Here is a 16,872-nt window from a genome sequence, read left to right on the forward strand (position 1 = left end):
GCCCCGGTCGTGCCGTCCGGTGGGGTCGTCCACCTGTCCGTTCCGACCGTCTCGATCACCCTTGTGAATTTGTGCACGAGCGGCCTTGTCGCAGGTCATGGGGTGTAAGGAGGGTCGGTGACCCTGTGGTAACGTCGCCGCTGCCGGGATGGTTGCCGCCCGGATATCCGATTCAGCATGGCCCTCCCGACGGTGCGAGCGAACTCCGTCCGGAGACACGACTGGAGGAGTTGCCCTTGACGGTGGACCGCACACGGTGTTCTGCGTGACCAGCCCTCCAGTGTGAGCGGAAACGGTCCGGGCCTCGGTGATCTGTTCGGCCTGGGTGTTGCGCTCGCCGCCAACCTGGCCGTCGGGTTCGGTCTCGGTTGGCTCCTGGACACGGCTGTGGGCACGTTCCCCGTCTTCGCGTTCGTCGGCTTCGGGCTCGGTCTGGTCTCTGCAGGTGCAACGGTGTATCGGCTGTCGAAGAGGTTCATGTGAGTGACGCAAGGCCCAATGTCCTGAATGGGAGAGTGATGTGACGTCGATGCCGGGTGCGGACGCGCCCTACATCCCGCCCAACATCCGGTCCGTCTTCCGTCGTTCGGTCATCGCCGCCGCCGTGGCGGCCGTGCTGGCCGTCGTCGTCCTCGTCGTCCTCCAGCAGGCTCTCTGGGGCGTCTTCCTCGCCGCCGGCCTCGGTCTCGGCGTGCTCAACCTGGCCATGGTCCAGCGGGCCGCCGCGTCCTACGCCAACCGTGGTGGGTCCGGCAAGAAGGGCTTCGCGGTCGGCTCCATCGGCCGCCTCGCCGTCATCTCCGTCATCGCCTTCGGGTGCGCCGTGTTCTTCCGGCCGGCCGGCATCGGCGCCATCGTCGGGGTCGCCGTCTTCCAGTTCATCGCCGCCGTCGTGGCGGCCATTCCCATCACGAAAGAGGTGCGCTCGTGGTGAGCGGCAACATCGTCCTGGCCGCCGGCGGTGGCGTCTCCGTCGGGGAGCACTGGACAGGGTCGATCTTCGGCATGTCCGTCAACCTCGACACGATCGTCGCCACCCTGATCGCGGGGGCCATCGTGATCGGGCTGGGCCTCTACGTGGCGCGCGGCGCGAGCGTCGGCAGGCCGACCAAGGTGCAGCTGGCGTTCGAGACCACCAAGGACGCCATCGAGGACCAGGTGGAGCAGAGCCTCGGGATCCGCACCGCGCCGTGGGTGGTGCCGTTCGCCTTCGCGATCGCCCTGATGATCCTCTTCTGCAACCTCCTGGCGATCCTGCCCACCGAGGAGGTCCTGCCTCCGCCCACCGCCGACACGAACCTGACGTTCGCGCTCTCGCTGGTGGTCATGCTCTGCGTCTGGTTCACCGCCATCAAGCGGAACCCGGGCCACTTCTTCGGTGAGTTCAAGAACCCGCTGGCCATCATCGAGGAGATCGTCAAGCCGCTCTCGCTGGCTCTGCGACTGTTCGGCAACGTGCTGTCCGGCGTGATCATGATCCAGGTCATCGTGCTGCTGCCCATCTACGTCTTCTGGGTGCCGTTCACGATCTGGAAGCTGTTCGACATCTTCATCGGTGTCCTGCAGGCCGTGATCTTCACCGTGCTCACCATCGTCTACTTCGGACAGGCCGTCGTGAACGAGGACGTCAAGGCCGCCGAAGGCGCTCACTGATCCACTGCTCCCCCCTCGACGTTGTACAACCATTGAAGGAGAGAAAGTGTCTGCCACGATCTACCTGGCCCAGGCCGCCGCTGACACCAGCACCCTGAAGGCCGCCGGCCTCCTCGCCGGTGGTATCGCCCTCGCCGGTGGCGCCATCGGTGCGGCCATCGGTGACGGTTACGCCGGTGGTCAGGTCATCGCCGGTATCGCCCGCCAGCCGGAGGCCCAGGGCCGTCTGTTCGGCCAGTTCCTGATCACCGTCGGTCTCTGTGAGGCCGCGTACTTCATCAACCTGGCCTTCATGGCGCTGTTCGTCTTCGCCACGCCCGGCGCCTGACTCCTCCACCTGAGCGGAGCTCACGATGACTGGATCGGTCCTCGCCGCTGAAGGCGGCAGTACCAACAACTTCCTCATTCCCGACTTCACGCTGGTCATCGAGGTTCTGGCCTTCCTGCTGATCCTCTTCATCCTGCGCAAGTACGTGTGGCCGCCTCTCTCGAAGGCCATGAACGACCGGCAGGCGATGATCCGCAAGCAGGTCGAGGACAGCGAGGAGGCCACCCGCAAGCTCAAGCAGGCCGAGGAGCGCTACGAGTCGGCCCTGGCCGAGGCGCGCACCGAGGCCGCTCGCATCCGCGACGACGCCCGGGCCGATGCCACGCGCATCCGCGAGGAGCTCAAGGAGCAGGCGGAGGCCGAGGTCGCCCGCATCCGGCAGCGCGGCGAGGAGCAGCTGGCGAGCCAGCGGGACCAGACCGTTCGTGAGCTGCGCACCGAGATCGGCGGCCTGTCCATGCAGCTGGCCGAGCGGATCGTCGGCAACTCCCTGGGCGACGAGAGCAGCCGCCGGGCCACGGTCGACAGCTTCCTCTCCGAGCTGGAGGGCCTTCCCGCGCAGGGCGCCGGCACCGGCGGCGGACAGAGCTGATGGCGGCCGTACTCCAGTCCGCCAGCCGCGACGCGCTGGCCGAGGCGGGCGACCACCTCGACGCCCGCGTCGACGGCTCGTCGGCGGCCGACCTCAAGCAGCTGGGCGACGACCTGTTCGCCGTGCTGCGGCTGCTGACCACCGAGATCGGGCTCCGGCGTTCGCTCGCCGACCCCACCACCCCCGGGGCGGCCCGCTCGGGTCTCGCCGACCGCCTGCTGAACGGCAAGATCAGCCGTTCCGCGCTGGACGTGGTGAACGACCTCGTGTCGGCCCGCTGGTCGAGGACCGGTGACCTCCTGGAGGGCGTCGAGGTGCTGGCCCGGCGGGCCACGCTGGGCGTCGCGGAGAAGGACAGCACCCTCGACGACGTCGAGGACCAGCTGTTCCGCTTCGGTCGCATCCTCGACCGCGAGCCGCAGCTCTCCTCGCTGCTGGCCGACCAGAGCACCCCGGCCGACAAGCGCGTCGCGTTGCTGCACACGGTGCTCGGCGGCAAGGTCTCGCCCGTCGCGGAGACGCTGCTGGAGCAGACCGTCCGCATCCCCCGCGGCCGCAACCTGCAGGTCGCGGCCGAGGAGCTCTCGGAGCTCGCGGCCGCCCGCCGCGACCGCTACGTCGCGCACGTCCGCACCCCGGTGCGGCTCACGGCGGAGCAGGAGCAGCGGCTCACCGACTCCCTCACCAGGCTCTACAACCGGCCGATCTCGTTGCAGGTCGAGCTCGATCCCTCGTTGCTGGGCGGCCTCGTCGTCCAGGTCGGCGGAGAGCTCATCGACGGCAGCGTGTCCAGCAAGCTCGCCACGGCGCGACGCAAGCTGCCGAGCTGAGCCACCCATGACCGCCCCCGCCCGCGACGCAGATCGCGCATCAGATAGGAAGACGGAACAGCCATGACTGAGCTGACGATCTCCTCCGAGGAGATCCGGAGTGCGATCTCCGGCTACGTCTCGTCGCTGGAGACCGAAACCTCCCGCGAGGAGGTGGGCACCGTCTCCGACACCGGCGACGGCATCGCGCACGTCGAGGGCCTGCCCTCGTGCATGACCAACGAGCTGCTGGAGTTCTCCGGCGGCGTCCTCGGGGTGGCGCTCAACCTCGACCAGCGCGAGATCGGCGCGGTCGTCCTCGGGGCCTACGGCGGCATCGAGGAGGGCCAGCAGGTCCGGCGCACGGGCAATATCCTCTCGGTGCCCGTCGGCGACAACTTCCTGGGCCGGGTCATCGACCCCCTGGGTGCGCCGATCGACGGCCTGGGCGACATCGAGGCCGAGACGCAGCGCGTGCTCGAGCTGCAGGCCGCCTCGGTGGTCGAGCGCCAGAGTGTGTCGGAGCCCCTGCAGACCGGCATCAAGGCCATCGACGCCATGACGCCGATCGGCCGCGGCCAGCGACAGCTGATCATCGGTGACCGCAAGACCGGCAAGACCGCGGTCTGCGTCGACACGATCATCAACCAGAAGCAGAACTGGGAGAGCGGCGACCCGAAGAAGCAGGTCCGCTGCATCTACGTCGCCATCGGCCAGAAGGGCTCCACGATCGCCGGCATCCGGCAGTCGCTGGAGGACGCGGGCGCGCTCGAGTACACCACGATCGTCGCGGCTCCCGCCTCCGACCCGGCCGGCTTCAAGTGGCTCGCCCCCTACACCGGCTCGGCGCTGGGCCAGCACTGGATGTACCAGGGCAACCACGTCCTCATCATCTTCGACGACCTGTCCAAGCAGGCCGACGCCTACCGCGCCATCTCGCTGCTGCTGCGCCGCCCGCCGGGCCGCGAGGCGTACCCCGGCGACGTCTTCTACCTGCACTCCCGCCTGCTGGAGCGTTGCGCGAAGCTGTCGGACGAGCTGGGCGCGGGCTCGATGACCGGCCTGCCGATCATCGAGACCAAGGCCAACGACGTGTCGGCGTTCATCCCGACCAACGTCATCTCGATCACCGACGGCCAGGTCTTCCTGGAGTCCGACCTGTTCAACCAGGGCGTCCGGCCCGCCATCAACGTCGGTATCTCGGTCTCCCGGGTCGGTGGCTCGGCGCAGATCAAGGCGATGAAGTCGGTGTCCGGCTCGCTGCGTCTCGACCTGTCGCAGTACCGCGAGCTGGAGGCCTTCGCCGCGTTCGGCTCCGACCTGGACGAGGCCTCCGCGCGCGCGCTGGGCCGCGGTAGCCGCCTGGTCGAGCTGCTCAAGCAGGGCCAGTACGCACCGCAGCCCGTCGAGGAGCAGGTGGCCTCGCTGTGGCTGGGCACCACCGGCCAGCTCGACTCGGTCCCGGTGGCCGACATCCAGCGCTTCGAGTCGGAGTTCCTCGACAACCTCCGTCGCAACGAGGAGGGCGCCCTCGCCGAGATCCGCGACAGCGGCAAGCTCACCGACGAGAACATCGCCCGCCTCGAGGACGTGACGAAGAAGTTCAAGGAGCAGTTCACGGCCTCGGACGGCTCGTCGGTCGTCCCGAAGGACGAGAAGGCGCTCGACGAGGACGAGGTCGACCAGGAGACCGTCAAGGTCAACAAGCCGGCTCCGGCCACGAGCTGATCGGGTAGCGCAATGGCGGCACAGATCCGAGTGCTGCGGCGGCGGATCAAGTCGACGCAGTCCATCAAGAAGATCACCCGGGCGATGGAGCTCATCGCCACGTCCCGCATCGTGAAGGCGCGGGCGCGGGTGGAGGAAGCCAAGCCCTACGCCGAGCAGATGACCACCATGCTCACGGAGCTGGCCAGCAACTCGGCGCTCGACCACCCGCTGCTCGTGGAGCGGGCGGAGCCGAAGAAGGCCGCGATCCTGGTGGTCACCAGCGACCGAGGGCAGTGCGGCGGCTACAACGCCAACGTGCTGCGCGAGGCCGAGCAGCTCCAGTCCCTGCTCCGCGAGCAGGGCAAGGAGCCGGTGCTCTACGTCATCGGGCGCAAGGGTGTGGGCTACTACCGCTTCCGCAAGCGCACGGTCGCAGCGGCCTGGACGGGCTTCTCCGAGCAGCCGACGTACGCCGACGCCGCCGAGGCGGCCCGGGTGCTGGTGGCGGCGTTCATGGCCGGGGCGGGCGATAAGGACACCGACGAGGCCGCCGAGGTCACGGGTGCCCCGAAGGCCGACGTCGAGGCCGTGGACGAGCTCCACCTCGTCTACACCCAGTTCAACAACATGGTCTCCCAGACGCCGCAGGCGCGGCGGATGGCGCCCATGGAGGTCGAGTACACCGAGGAGGACGAGAAGTCCGAGTCGGCGTCCGCCGAGATCAAGCCGCTCTACGAGTTCGAGCCCGACGCAGAGGCGCTCTTCGACGCGCTGCTGCCGAAGTACATCGGTGCGCGGCTCTTCGCGGCGCTGCTCGAGTCGGCGGCTTCGGAATCGGCGAACCGGCAGCGGGCCATGAAGGCCGCCACCGACAACGCCAACGAATTGATCCGTACCCTGACACTGCAGAGCAACCAGGCCCGTCAGGCCCAGATCACCCAGGAGATCAGTGAGATCGTCGGTGGCGCCGATGCTCTCGTGACCGCAGGAAGTGAGAACTGATGACCGCCACCGTTGATTCAGGCACCCAGACCAGGGTTGGCCGGGTAGTCCGGGTCACCGGCCCGGTCGTCGACGTGGAGTTCCCGCGCAACCAGGTGCCGGAGCTCTACAACGCCCTCACCCTCGAGGTCGCCTTCGGTGACCTCGCCAAGACGCTGACGCTGGAGATCGCGCAGCACCTCGGCGACAACGTCGTGCGCACCATCTCCATGCAGCCCACCGACGGCGTGGTCCGCGGCCAGGAGGTCACCGACCTCGGTCGTCCGATCTCCGTCCCGGTCGGCGACCAGGTCAAGGGGCACGTGTTCAACGCGCTCGGCGAGTGCCTGGACAAGCCCGACCTGGAGATCACCGGCGAGCTGTGGGGCATCCACCGCAAGGCGCCGAACTTCGACCAGCTCGAGGGCAAGACCGAGATGCTGGAGACCGGCATCAAGGTGCTCGACCTGCTCACCCCGTACGTGGTCGGCGGCAAGATCGGCCTGTTCGGTGGGGCCGGCGTCGGCAAGACGGTGCTGATCCAGGAGATGATCCAGCGCGTCGCGAAGAACTTCGGTGGCACCTCGGTGTTCGCCGGCGTCGGTGAGCGCACCCGTGAGGGCAACGACCTCATCACGGAGATGACCGAGGCCGACGTCATCAAGGACACCGCCCTGGTCTTCGGCCAGATGGACGAGCCGCCGGGCACGCGTATGCGCGTCGCCCTGTCGGCGCTGACGATGGCCGAGTACTTCCGCGACGTCCAGAACCAGGACGTGCTGCTGTTCATCGACAACATCTTCCGGTTCACGCAGGCGGGTTCCGAGGTCTCCACGTTGCTTGGCCGCATGCCGTCGGCGGTCGGGTACCAGCCGACGCTGGCCGACGAGATGGGTGAGCTGCAGGAGCGCATCACGTCCACGCGTGGTCGCTCGATCACCTCGATGCAGGCGATCTACGTGCCTGCGGACGACTACACCGACCCCGCGCCGGCCACCACGTTCGCCCACCTGGACGCCACCACGGAGCTCTCCCGCCCGATCTCGCAGAAGGGCATCTACCCGGCGGTCGACCCGCTGACGTCGACGTCCCGGATCCTCGACCCGCAGTACGTCGGTGACGAGCACTTCCGCGTCGCCAACGAGGTCAAGCGGATCCTGCAGAAGTACCAGGACCTGCAGGACATCATCGCGATCCTCGGTATCGACGAGCTCTCCGAGGAGGACCGGCAGCTCGTGGGCCGGGCCCGCCGCATCGAGCGCTTCCTGTCGCAGAACCTGCTGGTGGCCGAGCAGTTCACCAACCAGCCGGGCTCCACGGTGCCGCTGAAGGAGACCATCGAGGCGTTCGACAAGATCGCCAAGGGTGAGTTCGACAGCTACCCGGAGCAGGCGTTCTTCCTCTGCGGTGGCATCGAGGACCTCGAGAAGAACAAGAAGAAGCTCGAGAGCTGAACCATGGCGGACATGACGGTTGAGCTGGTCGCGGTCGAGCGGCGGATCTGGTCGGGAGAGGCCACCTTCGTCGTCGCCCGCACCACCATGGGTGAGATCGGCATCCTCCCGGGGCACGAGCCCACGCTCGCGCAGCTGGAGGAGGCCGGTGTCGTCCGCATCGACGGCACGGACGGCTCCGCCATCACGGTGGCCGTGCACGGCGGCTTCCTCCACGTCTCGCCCGACGGCGTGACGATCCTGGCGGAGTCCGCCGAGGTCTCCACGGAGATCGACGAGTCGCGGGCCCGTTCGGCGCTGCAGCGCGCCGACGAGTCCGACCCCGACGGTGCGGCCGCCGCCGCACGGGCGCGTGCGCGGCTGAAAGCCGCCGGCGCGGCCGAGTAGCCGGGCCGCAGTGGGAGAAACGGCGTTCGTCGTCGGCATCCTGCTGCTGGCCGCATGCTTGTGCCTGGGATACCTCGCCTTTAGGCGAGTACGCCTCATGCGGGGCGGTGGTGTGGACGTCTGTCTGCGCCGCCGCCCCGCTGTGCTGTCCAAGGACGCCTCGGCGGGATGGCACTTCGGCGTGGGCCGGTACCGGGGCGACCAGTTCGCCTGGTACCGGCTCACGTCGTTCCGGCCCGGTGCCACGATCGTGCTCGACCGCACCGACCTGGAGATCGTCGAGCGCCGGGCCCCGCTGGACGCCGAGACCTACGCGATCCCGAACGCGGCGTGGGTGCTCCGCTGCCGCGGGCGCGGTACCGACCTGGAGCTCGCCATGGCCCCCGGGGTGCTCACGGGCTTCCTGTCGTGGCTGGAGGCCCGCCCGCCCGGCCTGAGCACGGGCTACCGCCAGGCCTCCTGACCCTGCCACGCCCCGCGAGTCGTGCCCTGGGCGCCCGCGAGTCGTGCCCTGAGCACCCGCGAGTCGGGGTCTGAGCGTGCACGATTCGGGCTGTCGGCGCGGCCGGGTCATGCACGGAGGCCCCGACTCGCGGGCACGGAGGCCCCGACTCGCGGGCACGGAGGCCCCGACTCGCGGGCACGGAGGCCCCGACTCGCGGGCACGGAGGCCCCGACTCGCGGGGTTGGGGTCAGGGGGTCGTCGGGCCGCCGGGGTGCCAGAGGACGTCGCCGCCGGGGTTCGCGACGCGGCCCAGGATGAACAGCAGATCGGACAGGCGGTTGAGGTACTTCGCCGTGAGCGGGTTGGTGCGCTCCGCGTCCTCCTCCAGCAGCGCCCAGACCGACCGTTCGGCGCGTCGGGTGACCGTGCGGGCGACGTGCAGGTACGCCCCGCCGGGGGTGCCGCCGGGCAGGATGAACGACTCCAGCTTCGGCAGGCCCTCGTTGAACGCGTCGCACCAGCCCTCGAGGCGCGTCACGTACTCCTCGGTGATGCGCAGCGGCGGGTACTCCGGGTCCGGAACGATGGGGGCGCAGAGGTCCGCGCCCACGTCGAACAGGTCGTTCTGGATCTGCGCCAGCGGCGCCAGGACCTCGGGGGACAGCCCCCCGACGGTCACGGCGACGCCCAGCGCGGCATTGCACTCGTCGGTGTCGGCGTAGGCGGCGAGCCGCACGTCGGTCTTGCGGACGCGGCTGAAGTCACCGAGGGCGGTGGTGCCGTCGTCGCCGGTCTTCGTGTAGATCCTGGTCAGGTGCACGGCCATGGGGGGACGGTAGCCCGCCGCGGCGGAGGCGCTAGCGTCGCGGCTCGTGGCAGAGCATTTCGCGGTGAGCGGCGGCGCCCGGTTGGTGGGCACCGTCGACGTGGTCGGCGCGAAGAACAGCGTCCTGAAACTGATGGCGGCGGCGCTGCTCGCCGAGGGCACGACGACCATCACGAACTGCCCGGAGATCCTCGACGTCCCGCTGATGGCCGACGTCCTGCGCAGCCTCGGCTGCACCGTGGACGTCGACGGCGACACGGTCACGATCGACGTGCCGGCCGAACCCGGTGCGCAGGCCGACTACAAGTCGGTGTCCAAGCTGCGGGCGTCGGTCTGCGTGCTGGGGCCGCTGGTGGCCCGCTGCCGGCGCGCGGTCGTTCCGCTCCCGGGCGGTGACGCGATCGGCTCGCGCCCCCTGGACATGCACCAGGCCGGCCTGCGCAAGCTCGGCGCCACCACCGAGATCGAGCACGGCCGCGTGGTGGCCACCGCCGAGACGCTGCGCGGCGCGCAGATCTGGCTGGACTTCCCCAGCGTCGGCGCCACCGAGAACATCCTCATGGCCGCGGTGCTCGCCGAGGGCACCACCGTGATCGACAACGCCGCGCGCGAGCCCGAGATCGTCGACCTCTGCCTGATGCTCTCGCAGATGGGCGCCAAGATCGACGGCGTCGGCACGTCCACGCTCACGGTGCACGGCGTCACCGGGCTCGCGCCCACCACGCACCGCGTGATCGGCGACCGGATCGTCGGTGCCACCTGGGCATTCGCCGCGGCGATGACGCGCGGTCAGGTCACCGTGCGCGGGGTCGACCCGCACCACATCGACCTCGTCCTGGACAAGCTGCGCAGCGCCGGGGCGCGCACCGACATCGAGGCGGGCGGCTTCACCCTCACGATGGACGGCCGCCCCCGGGCCGTCGACTTCGTGACGCTGCCCTATCCCGGCTTCGCCACGGACCTGCAGCCGATGGCCATCGCGGTCTCCGCCGTGGCCGACGGCACCTCGATGATCACCGAGAACGTGTTCGAGAGCCGGTTCCGGTTCGTCGACGAGATGGTGCGGCTCGGGGCCGACGCGCGCACCGACGGCCACCACGCCGTCGTCCGGGGGGTCGACCGGCTCTCCAGCGCACCGGTCTGGGCCAGCGACATCCGCGCCGGTGCGGGACTGGTGCTGGCCGCCCTGTGCGCCGACGGCGTCACCGAGGTCTGGGACGTCGAGCACATCGACCGCGGCTACCCACGCTTCGTCGAGAACCTCCGGTCCCTGGGGGCGGAGATCTCGCGGGTGAGTGTCGATCCCGAGCGCTGATCCGGCTCCGCTGGGCCGGACGGCCCAGCACCACGTGCGTTCATGACCGGTTCGTGTCACGGTGCCGCCCATGACCAGCGCCGCCGCTTCCGCCAACCAGTCCGCCAAGGACGTCGCCCAGAGCAAGCCGGTGAAGATCGGTGCCCGCGTCGGCCTGTTCGCCTACGGGATCACGCACCTGCTCATCGGCTGGCTCGCCCTGCAGATCGCGTTCGGGGGCGGGGGCGGGGAGAAGGCCGACCAGGGCGGAGCGTTCCAGGAGCTCGCGAAACAGCCGTTCGGTCGCGTGCTGCTCTGGGTGCTCGTCGTGGGCTTCGTCGCCACCGCGCTCTGGCGGCTGACCCAGGCGATCTGGGGATTCGGCTACATCTCCGACACCACCAAGAAGATCCGCAAGAAGGTCAGCAGCGGCGTGAAGGTCGTGGTCTTCGCCGGGTTGGCCGTGCTCGCCGGGCAGACGGCGGCCGGGGGCGGTGGCGGGGGAGGCGGCCAGCAGAAGGCGACCGCCGGACTGCTCGGCCTGCCCGGTGGCCAGTTCCTCGTGGGGGCGGCCGGTCTCGTCATCGTGATCGTCGGGGGTGCGAAGGTCTACGCCGGCTGGAAGAAGAAGTTCCTGGACGACATGTCGCTGCCCGCGGACCAGCGGGCGAAGCAGGCGGTCGTCCGGACGGGGCAGGTCGGGTTCGTGGCGAAGGGCATCTCGATCGCGCTCATCGGCGTGCTCGTGCTGGTGGCCGCCGTCCTCTTCGACCCCGCCAGGGCTTCCGGGCTCGACGCCGGGCTGAAGGGGCTCGTGGCGCAGCCGTTCGGGCCGTACCTGCTGGGCGTCGTGGCGCTGGGACTGGTCGCCTACGGCGTGTTCTGCTTCTTCGACGCGCGCTACCACAAGGTCTGAACGCCCTCCGGCGCCGGCATCACCGGGTGCCCCCGTCTCACTCGAGGGCGCTGCGGCTGAGGACCAGCTTCGCGTTCACCAGGTCGGCCGGGAAGACCAGCAGGCCGTAGCCGTCCTCCCGGCGGCCCACCGTGGCCCTGATGCCGTTGGCCAGCAGGCGGTTGCGGAGCACCTGGGCCGCCGGTTCGGTGGGCACCCGCCCGACCTCCTCGAGGAGGCCGTCGCCGGTGGGGTCGTCGGGGTCGATGACGCGGGGGCCGGGCAGTTCCTTGCCGGTGCCCCACGTCCAGCGCAGGGCGAACGCCAGCCCGACCATCATGATCAGCCCGCCGAAGAGCACGAAGAAGCGGGTCCAGTCGGCCATCCCGACAGTCTCCGTCACCTCGACCCGGGGCGCACCCTCGGTAGGAACACGGGTGTGGCCGGCAGCCGCGGCGACGTCGAGGTCGAGACCCGGCGACCGCCCGCCGTCCGCTTGATCGATCAGGGAGTGTGACGGCCGTCGGCGGACGCGGTCGGGGAAGCTACGCGCCGGTAGCATCTCCCGAAATCCCGATGGCGGAGGTGTCCGGTGCCGTACCCGACCGACCACGAGCGTGACCGGCCCTGGGTGATCCGCACCTACGCCGGCCACTCGTCGGCCAAGAAGTCCAACGAGCTCTACCGGCGCAACCTCGCCAAGGGCCAGACGGGCCTGTCGGTGGCGTTCGACCTGCCCACCCAGACCGGTTACGACCCCGACGACGAGCTCGCGAAGGGCGAGGTCGGCAAGGTCGGCGTGCCGGTCAGCCACATCGGCGACATGCGCACGCTGTTCGACGGCATCCCGCTGGCCGAGGCCAACACCTCGATGACGATCAACGCGCCCGCCATGTGGCTGCTCGCGCTCTACGTCGCGGTGGCCGACGAGCACGAGGCGCCCCGCGCGACGCTGGCCGGCACCACGCAGAACGACATCGTCAAGGAGTACCTCTCGCGCGGGACGTACGTGTTCCCGCCCGCGCCGAGCATGCGCCTGATCTCGGACATGATCTCGTGGTCGGTGGCCGAGATCCCGAAGTGGAACCCGATCAACATCTGCAGCTACCACCTGCAGGAGGCCGGGGCCACGCCCGCGCAGGAGCTGGCGTACGCCCTGTCCACGGCCATCGCCGTGCTCGACGCCGTCAAGGACTCCGGGCAGGTGCCGGAGGAGAAGTTCGGCGACGTCGTCGCGCGCATCTCGTTCTTCGTCAACGCGGGCCTGCGTTTCGTCGAGGAGATGTGCAAGATGCGGGCCTTCGGACAGCTCTGGGACGAGATCACGAAGGAGCGCTACGGCGTCGGGAACCCGAAGCAGCGCCGCCTGCGCTACGGGGTGCAGGTCAACTCGCTGGGGCTCACCGAGGCCCAGCCGGAGAACAACGTCCAGCGCATCGTGCTGGAGATGCTGGCCGTCACGCTGTCCAAGGACGCCCGCGCGCGCGCCATCCAGCTCCCCGCCTGGAACGAGGCGCTGGGGCTGCCGCGGCCGTGGGACCAGCAGTGGGCACTGCGCATGCAGCAGGTGCTGGCCTACGAGACCGACCTGCTGGAGTACGAGGACCTGTTCACCGGCTCCGTCGTGGTGGAGGCCAAGGTCGCCGAGCTCGTCGCCGGCGCGCGCGAGGAGATCGACCGCGTGCAGGAGATGGGCGGCGCCGTCGCGGCCGTCGAGTCCGGGTACATGAAGGGCCAGCTCGTCTCCTCGCTGTCCGAGCGACGCCGGGCGATGGAGTCCGGCGAGCACATCGTCGTCGGCGTCAACAAGTTCGACACCACCGAGCCCAGCCCGCTGCAGGCCGAGGGCGCCGCCGCCATCGAGTCGGTCGACCCGGCCACCGAGGCGTCGGCGATCGAGGCCATCAGGGAGTGGAGGGCGGCCCGCGAAACATCGGCGGTCGAGTCCGCGCTCAACGCGCTCCGCGATGCCGCCAAGACCGGGACCAACCTGATGGACGCCTCCATCGCGTGCGCCAAGGTCGGCGTGACGACCGGCGAGTGGTCCGGGGTGCTCCGGGAGGTCTTCGGTGAGTACCGGGCGCCCACGGGCGTCTCGGCGGCCGTGACGGGGGGCGAGGCGGCGTCGGAGATCACCGCCGTGCGCGAGCGCGTCAGGGCCGCGGGCGACGAGATCGGCACCCGGTTGCGCATGCTCGTCGGCAAGCCCGGCCTCGACGGCCACTCCAACGGCGCGGAACAGGTGGCCGTGCGCGCGCGCGACGTCGGCTTCGAGGTGGTCTACCAGGGCATCCGGCTCACCCCGGCCCAGATCGTCGCGGCCGCGGTGCAGGAGGACGTGCACGTGGTCGGTCTGTCGGTTCTGTCGGGGTCGCACCTCGAGGTGGTGCCGGCCGTCGTCGAGGGGCTGCGGGCCGCCGGCGCGGGTGACGTCCCCGTCGTCGTCGGCGGGATCATCCCGCCCGAGGACGAGGCGGTCCTGCGCGCCAAGGGCGTGGCGGCGGTCTTCACCCCCAAGGACTACAAGCTCACGGAGATGATGGACGAGATCGTCACGCTCGTCGTGGCGGCGCACCGCGCACCGTGACCACCCGGACGGTCTAGCGTTTTTGCGCGGATCGTTACCGACGCGTACGTCTGGGCCGGTTAATGTCCTCCGCGTCTGTCGACTTGACCAAGACGTGAGGACCGGGTGACCGCCACATGGAGCGACGATGACCGCACCGCAGGAGGTGACGGGATCGGACGTGCAGGCCGATCCCGAGGCCGTCACGGTGGGCATGGGCCGCGACATCGAGGGACGTTCGCTCGGGCAGATCGCCTGGCGCCGGCTGCGCCGCGACAAGGTCGCGCTGGGCGGCGGGATCGTCATCGTGCTGCTGATCCTGGTGGCGATCTTCGCGCCGGCCATCGTGGCGGTGCTCGGCCACGATCCGCTGGAGTTCCACTACGACCAGGTCGACCCCGACCTCCAGGTCTCGCCGGGGTTCTTCGGCGGCATCTCCCCGACGTACCTGTTCGGCGTGGAGCCGGTCAACGGGCGTGACATCTTCAGCCGGGTCGTCTACGGCGCCCGCATCTCGCTGCTCATCGCGTTCTTCGCCACGCTGCTGGCGGTGCTGGTCGGCACCGTCCTGGGCGTGGTCGCGGGGTACTTCGGCGGCTGGATCGACACGCTGATCAGCCGCACGATGGACATCTTCCTGGCGTTCCCGATCCTGCTGTTCGCGCTGGCGCTGGTCGGGATCATCCCGGAAACGGCCTTCGGCCTGCAGGGCGACACCCTGCGGATCGTGCTGATCGTCGCGATCGTCGGGCTGTCGAGCTGGCCGTACATCGGCCGCATCATCCGGGGGCAGACGCTGTCGCTGCGCGAGCGCGAGTTCGTCGACGCCGCCCGCAGCCTGGGCGCCCGCGCGCCCCGCATCCTGTTCTCCGAGCTGCTGCCCAACCTCGTGGCGCCGATCCTCGTGTACTCCACGCTGCTGATCCCCACGAACATCCTGTTCGAAGCGGCCCTGTCGTTCCTCGGGGTCGGCATCCGCCCGCCCACGGCGAGCTGGGGCGGCATGCTGTCGGACGCCACGCACTGGTTCCAGATCGCGCCCAACTTCATGGTCTTCCCGGGCCTGGCGATCTTCGTCACCGTGCTGGCGTTCAACCTGTTCGGCGACGGACTCCGGGACGCGCTGGATCCGCGGTCCCGATGACGATCCACTCCACACAACAAGAGGGGCGTTCGATGAGTAGTAGGCGCAGAGTCGCCGTGGTCGCGCTGGGCGCGGTCTCGGCGTTGGTCCTCGCGGCGTGCGGGGGTGGTTCGGCGAGCAGCTCGTCGGGCTCCTCGGCCGCGGCGAACGGGATCAGCAACCCGTCCGACGTCACCGGCGGCACGATCCGGATGGCGAACTCCGGCGACTGGGACTCCCTCGACCCCGCTGACACCTACTATGCCTACTCCTGGAACTTCGCCCGGCTCTACGGCCGCTCGCTGGTGATGTTCAAGTCGGCGCCCGGGGCCGACGGCGCCACGCTGGTGCCCGACCTCGCCGAGAGCCTCGGTGTCCCCACCGACAACGCCAAGACGTGGACCTACAAGCTGCGCACCGGGGTCAAGTTCGAGGACGGCACGCCCGTCACCAGCAAGGACGTCAAGTACGCGGTCGAGCGATCGTTGGACAAGGACACGTTCCCCAACGGCCCGACCTACTTCAACGACGCGTTCGACCTGCAGGGCTACACCAGTCCCTACAAGGACACGAGCCCGGACAAGCTCGGGCTCAAGGCGATCGAGACCCCCGACGACCAGACGATCGTCTTCCATCTCAAGAGCCCGTTCAGCGGCTTCGACTACTTCGCCCAGCTGCCGGCCACGATGCCGGTCCCGGTCGCCAAGGACACGGGTACGAAGTACAAGGAGCACGTGGTCTCCACGGGCCCCTACATGTTCAAGACCAACGAGCTCGGTAAGAGCTTCACGCTGGTGCGCAACCCCAACTGGGACCAGGCCACCGACCCCAACCGCAAGCCGCTGCCCGACGGCTACGACGTCGCGCTCAACGTCAACGCCGACGACATCGACAACCGGCTTCAGTCCGGCGATCTCGACGTCGCGGTGGAGGGCACGGGCGTCGGTCCGTCGGCGCAGGGCAAGATCCTGGCGGACGCGTCGCTCAAGAAGAACACCGACGAGGCCACGGTGGCCCGGCTCTGGTACGCCAACATCAACTCCGACGTCGCTCCGTTGGACAACGTCCACTGCCGTATGGCTGTCGAGTACGCGGCCGACAAGACCGGCTACCAGCGTTCCTACGGTGGTGCCACGGGCGGTGAGATCGCCAGCAACCTGTTGCCCCCGGTCATCCCGGGTTCGGAGAAGTTCGACGACTACGCCACCCCGAACAACGCCGGCGACGTGGCGAAGGCGAAGGACCAGCTGGCGCAATGCGGCCAGCCAGGAGGGTTCTCCACGAGCATCTCCTACCGGGCGGAGCGTCCGAAGGAGAAGGCGACGGCCGAGTCGCTGCAGCAGTCGCTGGCCAAGGCGGGCATCAACCTGACGATCAAGCCCTACCCGAGCGGCGACTACTTCAAGCTCTACGCGGGCAAGCCGGACTTCGCCAAGGCCAACGGCCTCGGCATCATGATCACCGGTTGGGGCGCCGACTGGCCGGACGGCTACGGCTTCCTGGCTCAGATCGTCGACAGCCGGGTGATCCGCGCCGCGGGCAACACGAACCTCGGTGTGAAGGACCCCGAGGTCGACGCGATGATCGACAAGGCGCTGCAGACCACGGACACGGCGGCTCGGGAGAAGATCTGGGTCGACATCGACAAGAAGGTCATGACCGACGCCTACATCCTGCCGGGCATCTGGGCGAAGGGGCTGCTGTACCGGCCGCCGAACCTGACCAACGCCTTCATCTCCGACGGGTTCCAGATGTACGACTACCTGGCGTTGGGCACCACCCGGAAGTGACGCCCCGCATTCGACCCGG

General features: G+C 69.4%; 18 protein-coding genes. 16 read left to right on the forward strand and 2 right to left on the reverse strand.

Annotated elements, in window-relative coordinates; all coding sequences use genetic code 11:
• The first annotated feature begins 282 nt into the window (after window positions 1-282).
• The 11 genes from BGP03_RS10325 to BGP03_RS10375 all read left to right on the forward strand — a co-directional run bounded on the left by BGP03_RS10325 (window position 283) and on the right by BGP03_RS10375 (window position 8,377).
• Entirely contained in the window at window positions 283-483 is a 201-nt protein-coding gene (locus BGP03_RS10325; RefSeq protein WP_296367788.1) for an AtpZ/AtpI family protein, read from the forward strand.
• Between the two features lie 46 nt (window positions 484-529).
• Entirely contained in the window at window positions 530-934 is a 405-nt protein-coding gene (locus tag BGP03_RS10330; protein ID WP_296367790.1) for a hypothetical protein, read from the forward strand.
• Window positions 931-1,653, forward strand: coding sequence for a FoF1 ATP synthase subunit a (locus tag BGP03_RS10335; protein WP_296367792.1), 723 nt, complete (start codon window positions 931-933; stop codon window positions 1,651-1,653). Before BGP03_RS10330 ends, BGP03_RS10335 begins: the two co-directional genes overlap by 4 nt.
• Window positions 1,654-1,699: 46 nt before the next feature.
• A complete protein-coding gene (locus tag BGP03_RS10340; RefSeq protein WP_296367794.1) occupies window positions 1,700-1,981 on the forward strand; it encodes a F0F1 ATP synthase subunit C in 282 nt (93 codons plus the stop codon).
• 25 nt (window positions 1,982-2,006) lie between these two features.
• Window positions 2,007-2,573, forward strand: coding sequence for a F0F1 ATP synthase subunit B (locus BGP03_RS10345; RefSeq protein WP_296367796.1), 567 nt, complete (start codon window positions 2,007-2,009; stop codon window positions 2,571-2,573).
• A complete protein-coding gene (locus BGP03_RS10350) occupies window positions 2,573-3,403 on the forward strand; it encodes a F0F1 ATP synthase subunit delta (RefSeq protein WP_296367798.1) in 831 nt (276 codons plus the stop codon). Before BGP03_RS10345 ends, BGP03_RS10350 begins: the two co-directional genes overlap by 1 nt.
• A 63-nt stretch (window positions 3,404-3,466) precedes the next feature.
• Window positions 3,467-5,110 (forward strand): F0F1 ATP synthase subunit alpha, encoded by a 1,644-nt coding sequence (atpA, locus tag BGP03_RS10355; protein ID WP_296367800.1) that lies wholly within the window; start codon window positions 3,467-3,469, stop codon window positions 5,108-5,110.
• A gap of 12 nt (window positions 5,111-5,122) precedes the next feature.
• Window positions 5,123-6,094, forward strand: a complete 972-nt coding sequence (locus BGP03_RS10360; RefSeq protein WP_296367802.1) for a F0F1 ATP synthase subunit gamma — start codon at window positions 5,123-5,125, stop codon at window positions 6,092-6,094.
• Entirely contained in the window at window positions 6,094-7,527 is a 1,434-nt protein-coding gene (atpD, locus tag BGP03_RS10365; RefSeq protein ID WP_296367804.1) for a F0F1 ATP synthase subunit beta, read from the forward strand. The genes BGP03_RS10360 and atpD overlap by 1 nt, the downstream gene beginning before the upstream one ends.
• A 3-nt stretch (window positions 7,528-7,530) precedes the next feature.
• Window positions 7,531-7,914 (forward strand): F0F1 ATP synthase subunit epsilon, encoded by a 384-nt coding sequence (locus BGP03_RS10370; protein WP_296367806.1) that lies wholly within the window; start codon window positions 7,531-7,533, stop codon window positions 7,912-7,914.
• 10 nt (window positions 7,915-7,924) lie between these two features.
• On the forward strand, window positions 7,925-8,377 hold the full coding sequence (locus BGP03_RS10375) for a DUF2550 domain-containing protein (RefSeq protein WP_296367807.1): 453 nt from the start codon (window positions 7,925-7,927) through the stop codon (window positions 8,375-8,377).
• A gap of 229 nt (window positions 8,378-8,606) precedes the next feature.
• Here BGP03_RS10375 and BGP03_RS10380 read toward each other — a convergent pair whose 3' ends face one another.
• Entirely contained in the window at window positions 8,607-9,185 is a 579-nt protein-coding gene (locus BGP03_RS10380; RefSeq protein ID WP_296367808.1) for a cob(I)yrinic acid a,c-diamide adenosyltransferase, read from the reverse strand.
• 46 nt (window positions 9,186-9,231) lie between these two features.
• Here BGP03_RS10380 and murA point away from each other — a divergent pair, with 46 nt between their 5' ends.
• Complete coding sequence (gene murA / locus BGP03_RS10385) at window positions 9,232-10,500, forward strand: UDP-N-acetylglucosamine 1-carboxyvinyltransferase (protein ID WP_298799463.1); 1,269 nt, start codon at window positions 9,232-9,234, stop codon at window positions 10,498-10,500.
• Between the two features lie 70 nt (window positions 10,501-10,570).
• Window positions 10,571-11,395: a DUF1206 domain-containing protein gene (locus BGP03_RS10390; protein WP_296367811.1), complete on the forward strand. Its 825-nt coding sequence runs from the start codon at window positions 10,571-10,573 to the stop codon at window positions 11,393-11,395.
• Between the two features lie 37 nt (window positions 11,396-11,432).
• On the opposite strand, the gene BGP03_RS10395 is transcribed toward BGP03_RS10390, so the two are convergent.
• Window positions 11,433-11,759: a hypothetical protein gene (locus BGP03_RS10395; protein WP_298799464.1), complete on the reverse strand. Its 327-nt coding sequence runs from the start codon at window positions 11,757-11,759 to the stop codon at window positions 11,433-11,435.
• 207 nt (window positions 11,760-11,966) lie between these two features.
• Here BGP03_RS10395 and BGP03_RS10400 point away from each other — a divergent pair, with 207 nt between their 5' ends.
• The 3 genes from BGP03_RS10400 to BGP03_RS10410 all read left to right on the forward strand — a co-directional run bounded on the left by BGP03_RS10400 (window position 11,967) and on the right by BGP03_RS10410 (window position 16,853).
• A complete protein-coding gene (locus BGP03_RS10400; protein ID WP_298799465.1) occupies window positions 11,967-13,961 on the forward strand; it encodes a protein meaA in 1,995 nt (664 codons plus the stop codon).
• 127 nt (window positions 13,962-14,088) lie between these two features.
• Window positions 14,089-15,084, forward strand: coding sequence for an ABC transporter permease (locus BGP03_RS10405; protein ID WP_296367817.1), 996 nt, complete (start codon window positions 14,089-14,091; stop codon window positions 15,082-15,084).
• A gap of 32 nt (window positions 15,085-15,116) precedes the next feature.
• Window positions 15,117-16,853 carry an ABC transporter substrate-binding protein gene (locus BGP03_RS10410; protein ID WP_298799466.1) on the forward strand — a complete coding sequence of 579 codons (1,737 nt, stop codon included), beginning with the start codon at window positions 15,117-15,119 and terminating at the stop codon, window positions 16,851-16,853.
• Window positions 16,854-16,872: the final 19 nt, after the last annotated feature.

It is taken from the genome of Pseudonocardia sp. 73-21 (assembly GCF_001899645.1).
In the GTDB taxonomy this organism is placed as follows: Bacteria; Actinomycetota; Actinomycetes; order Mycobacteriales; family Pseudonocardiaceae; genus Pseudonocardia.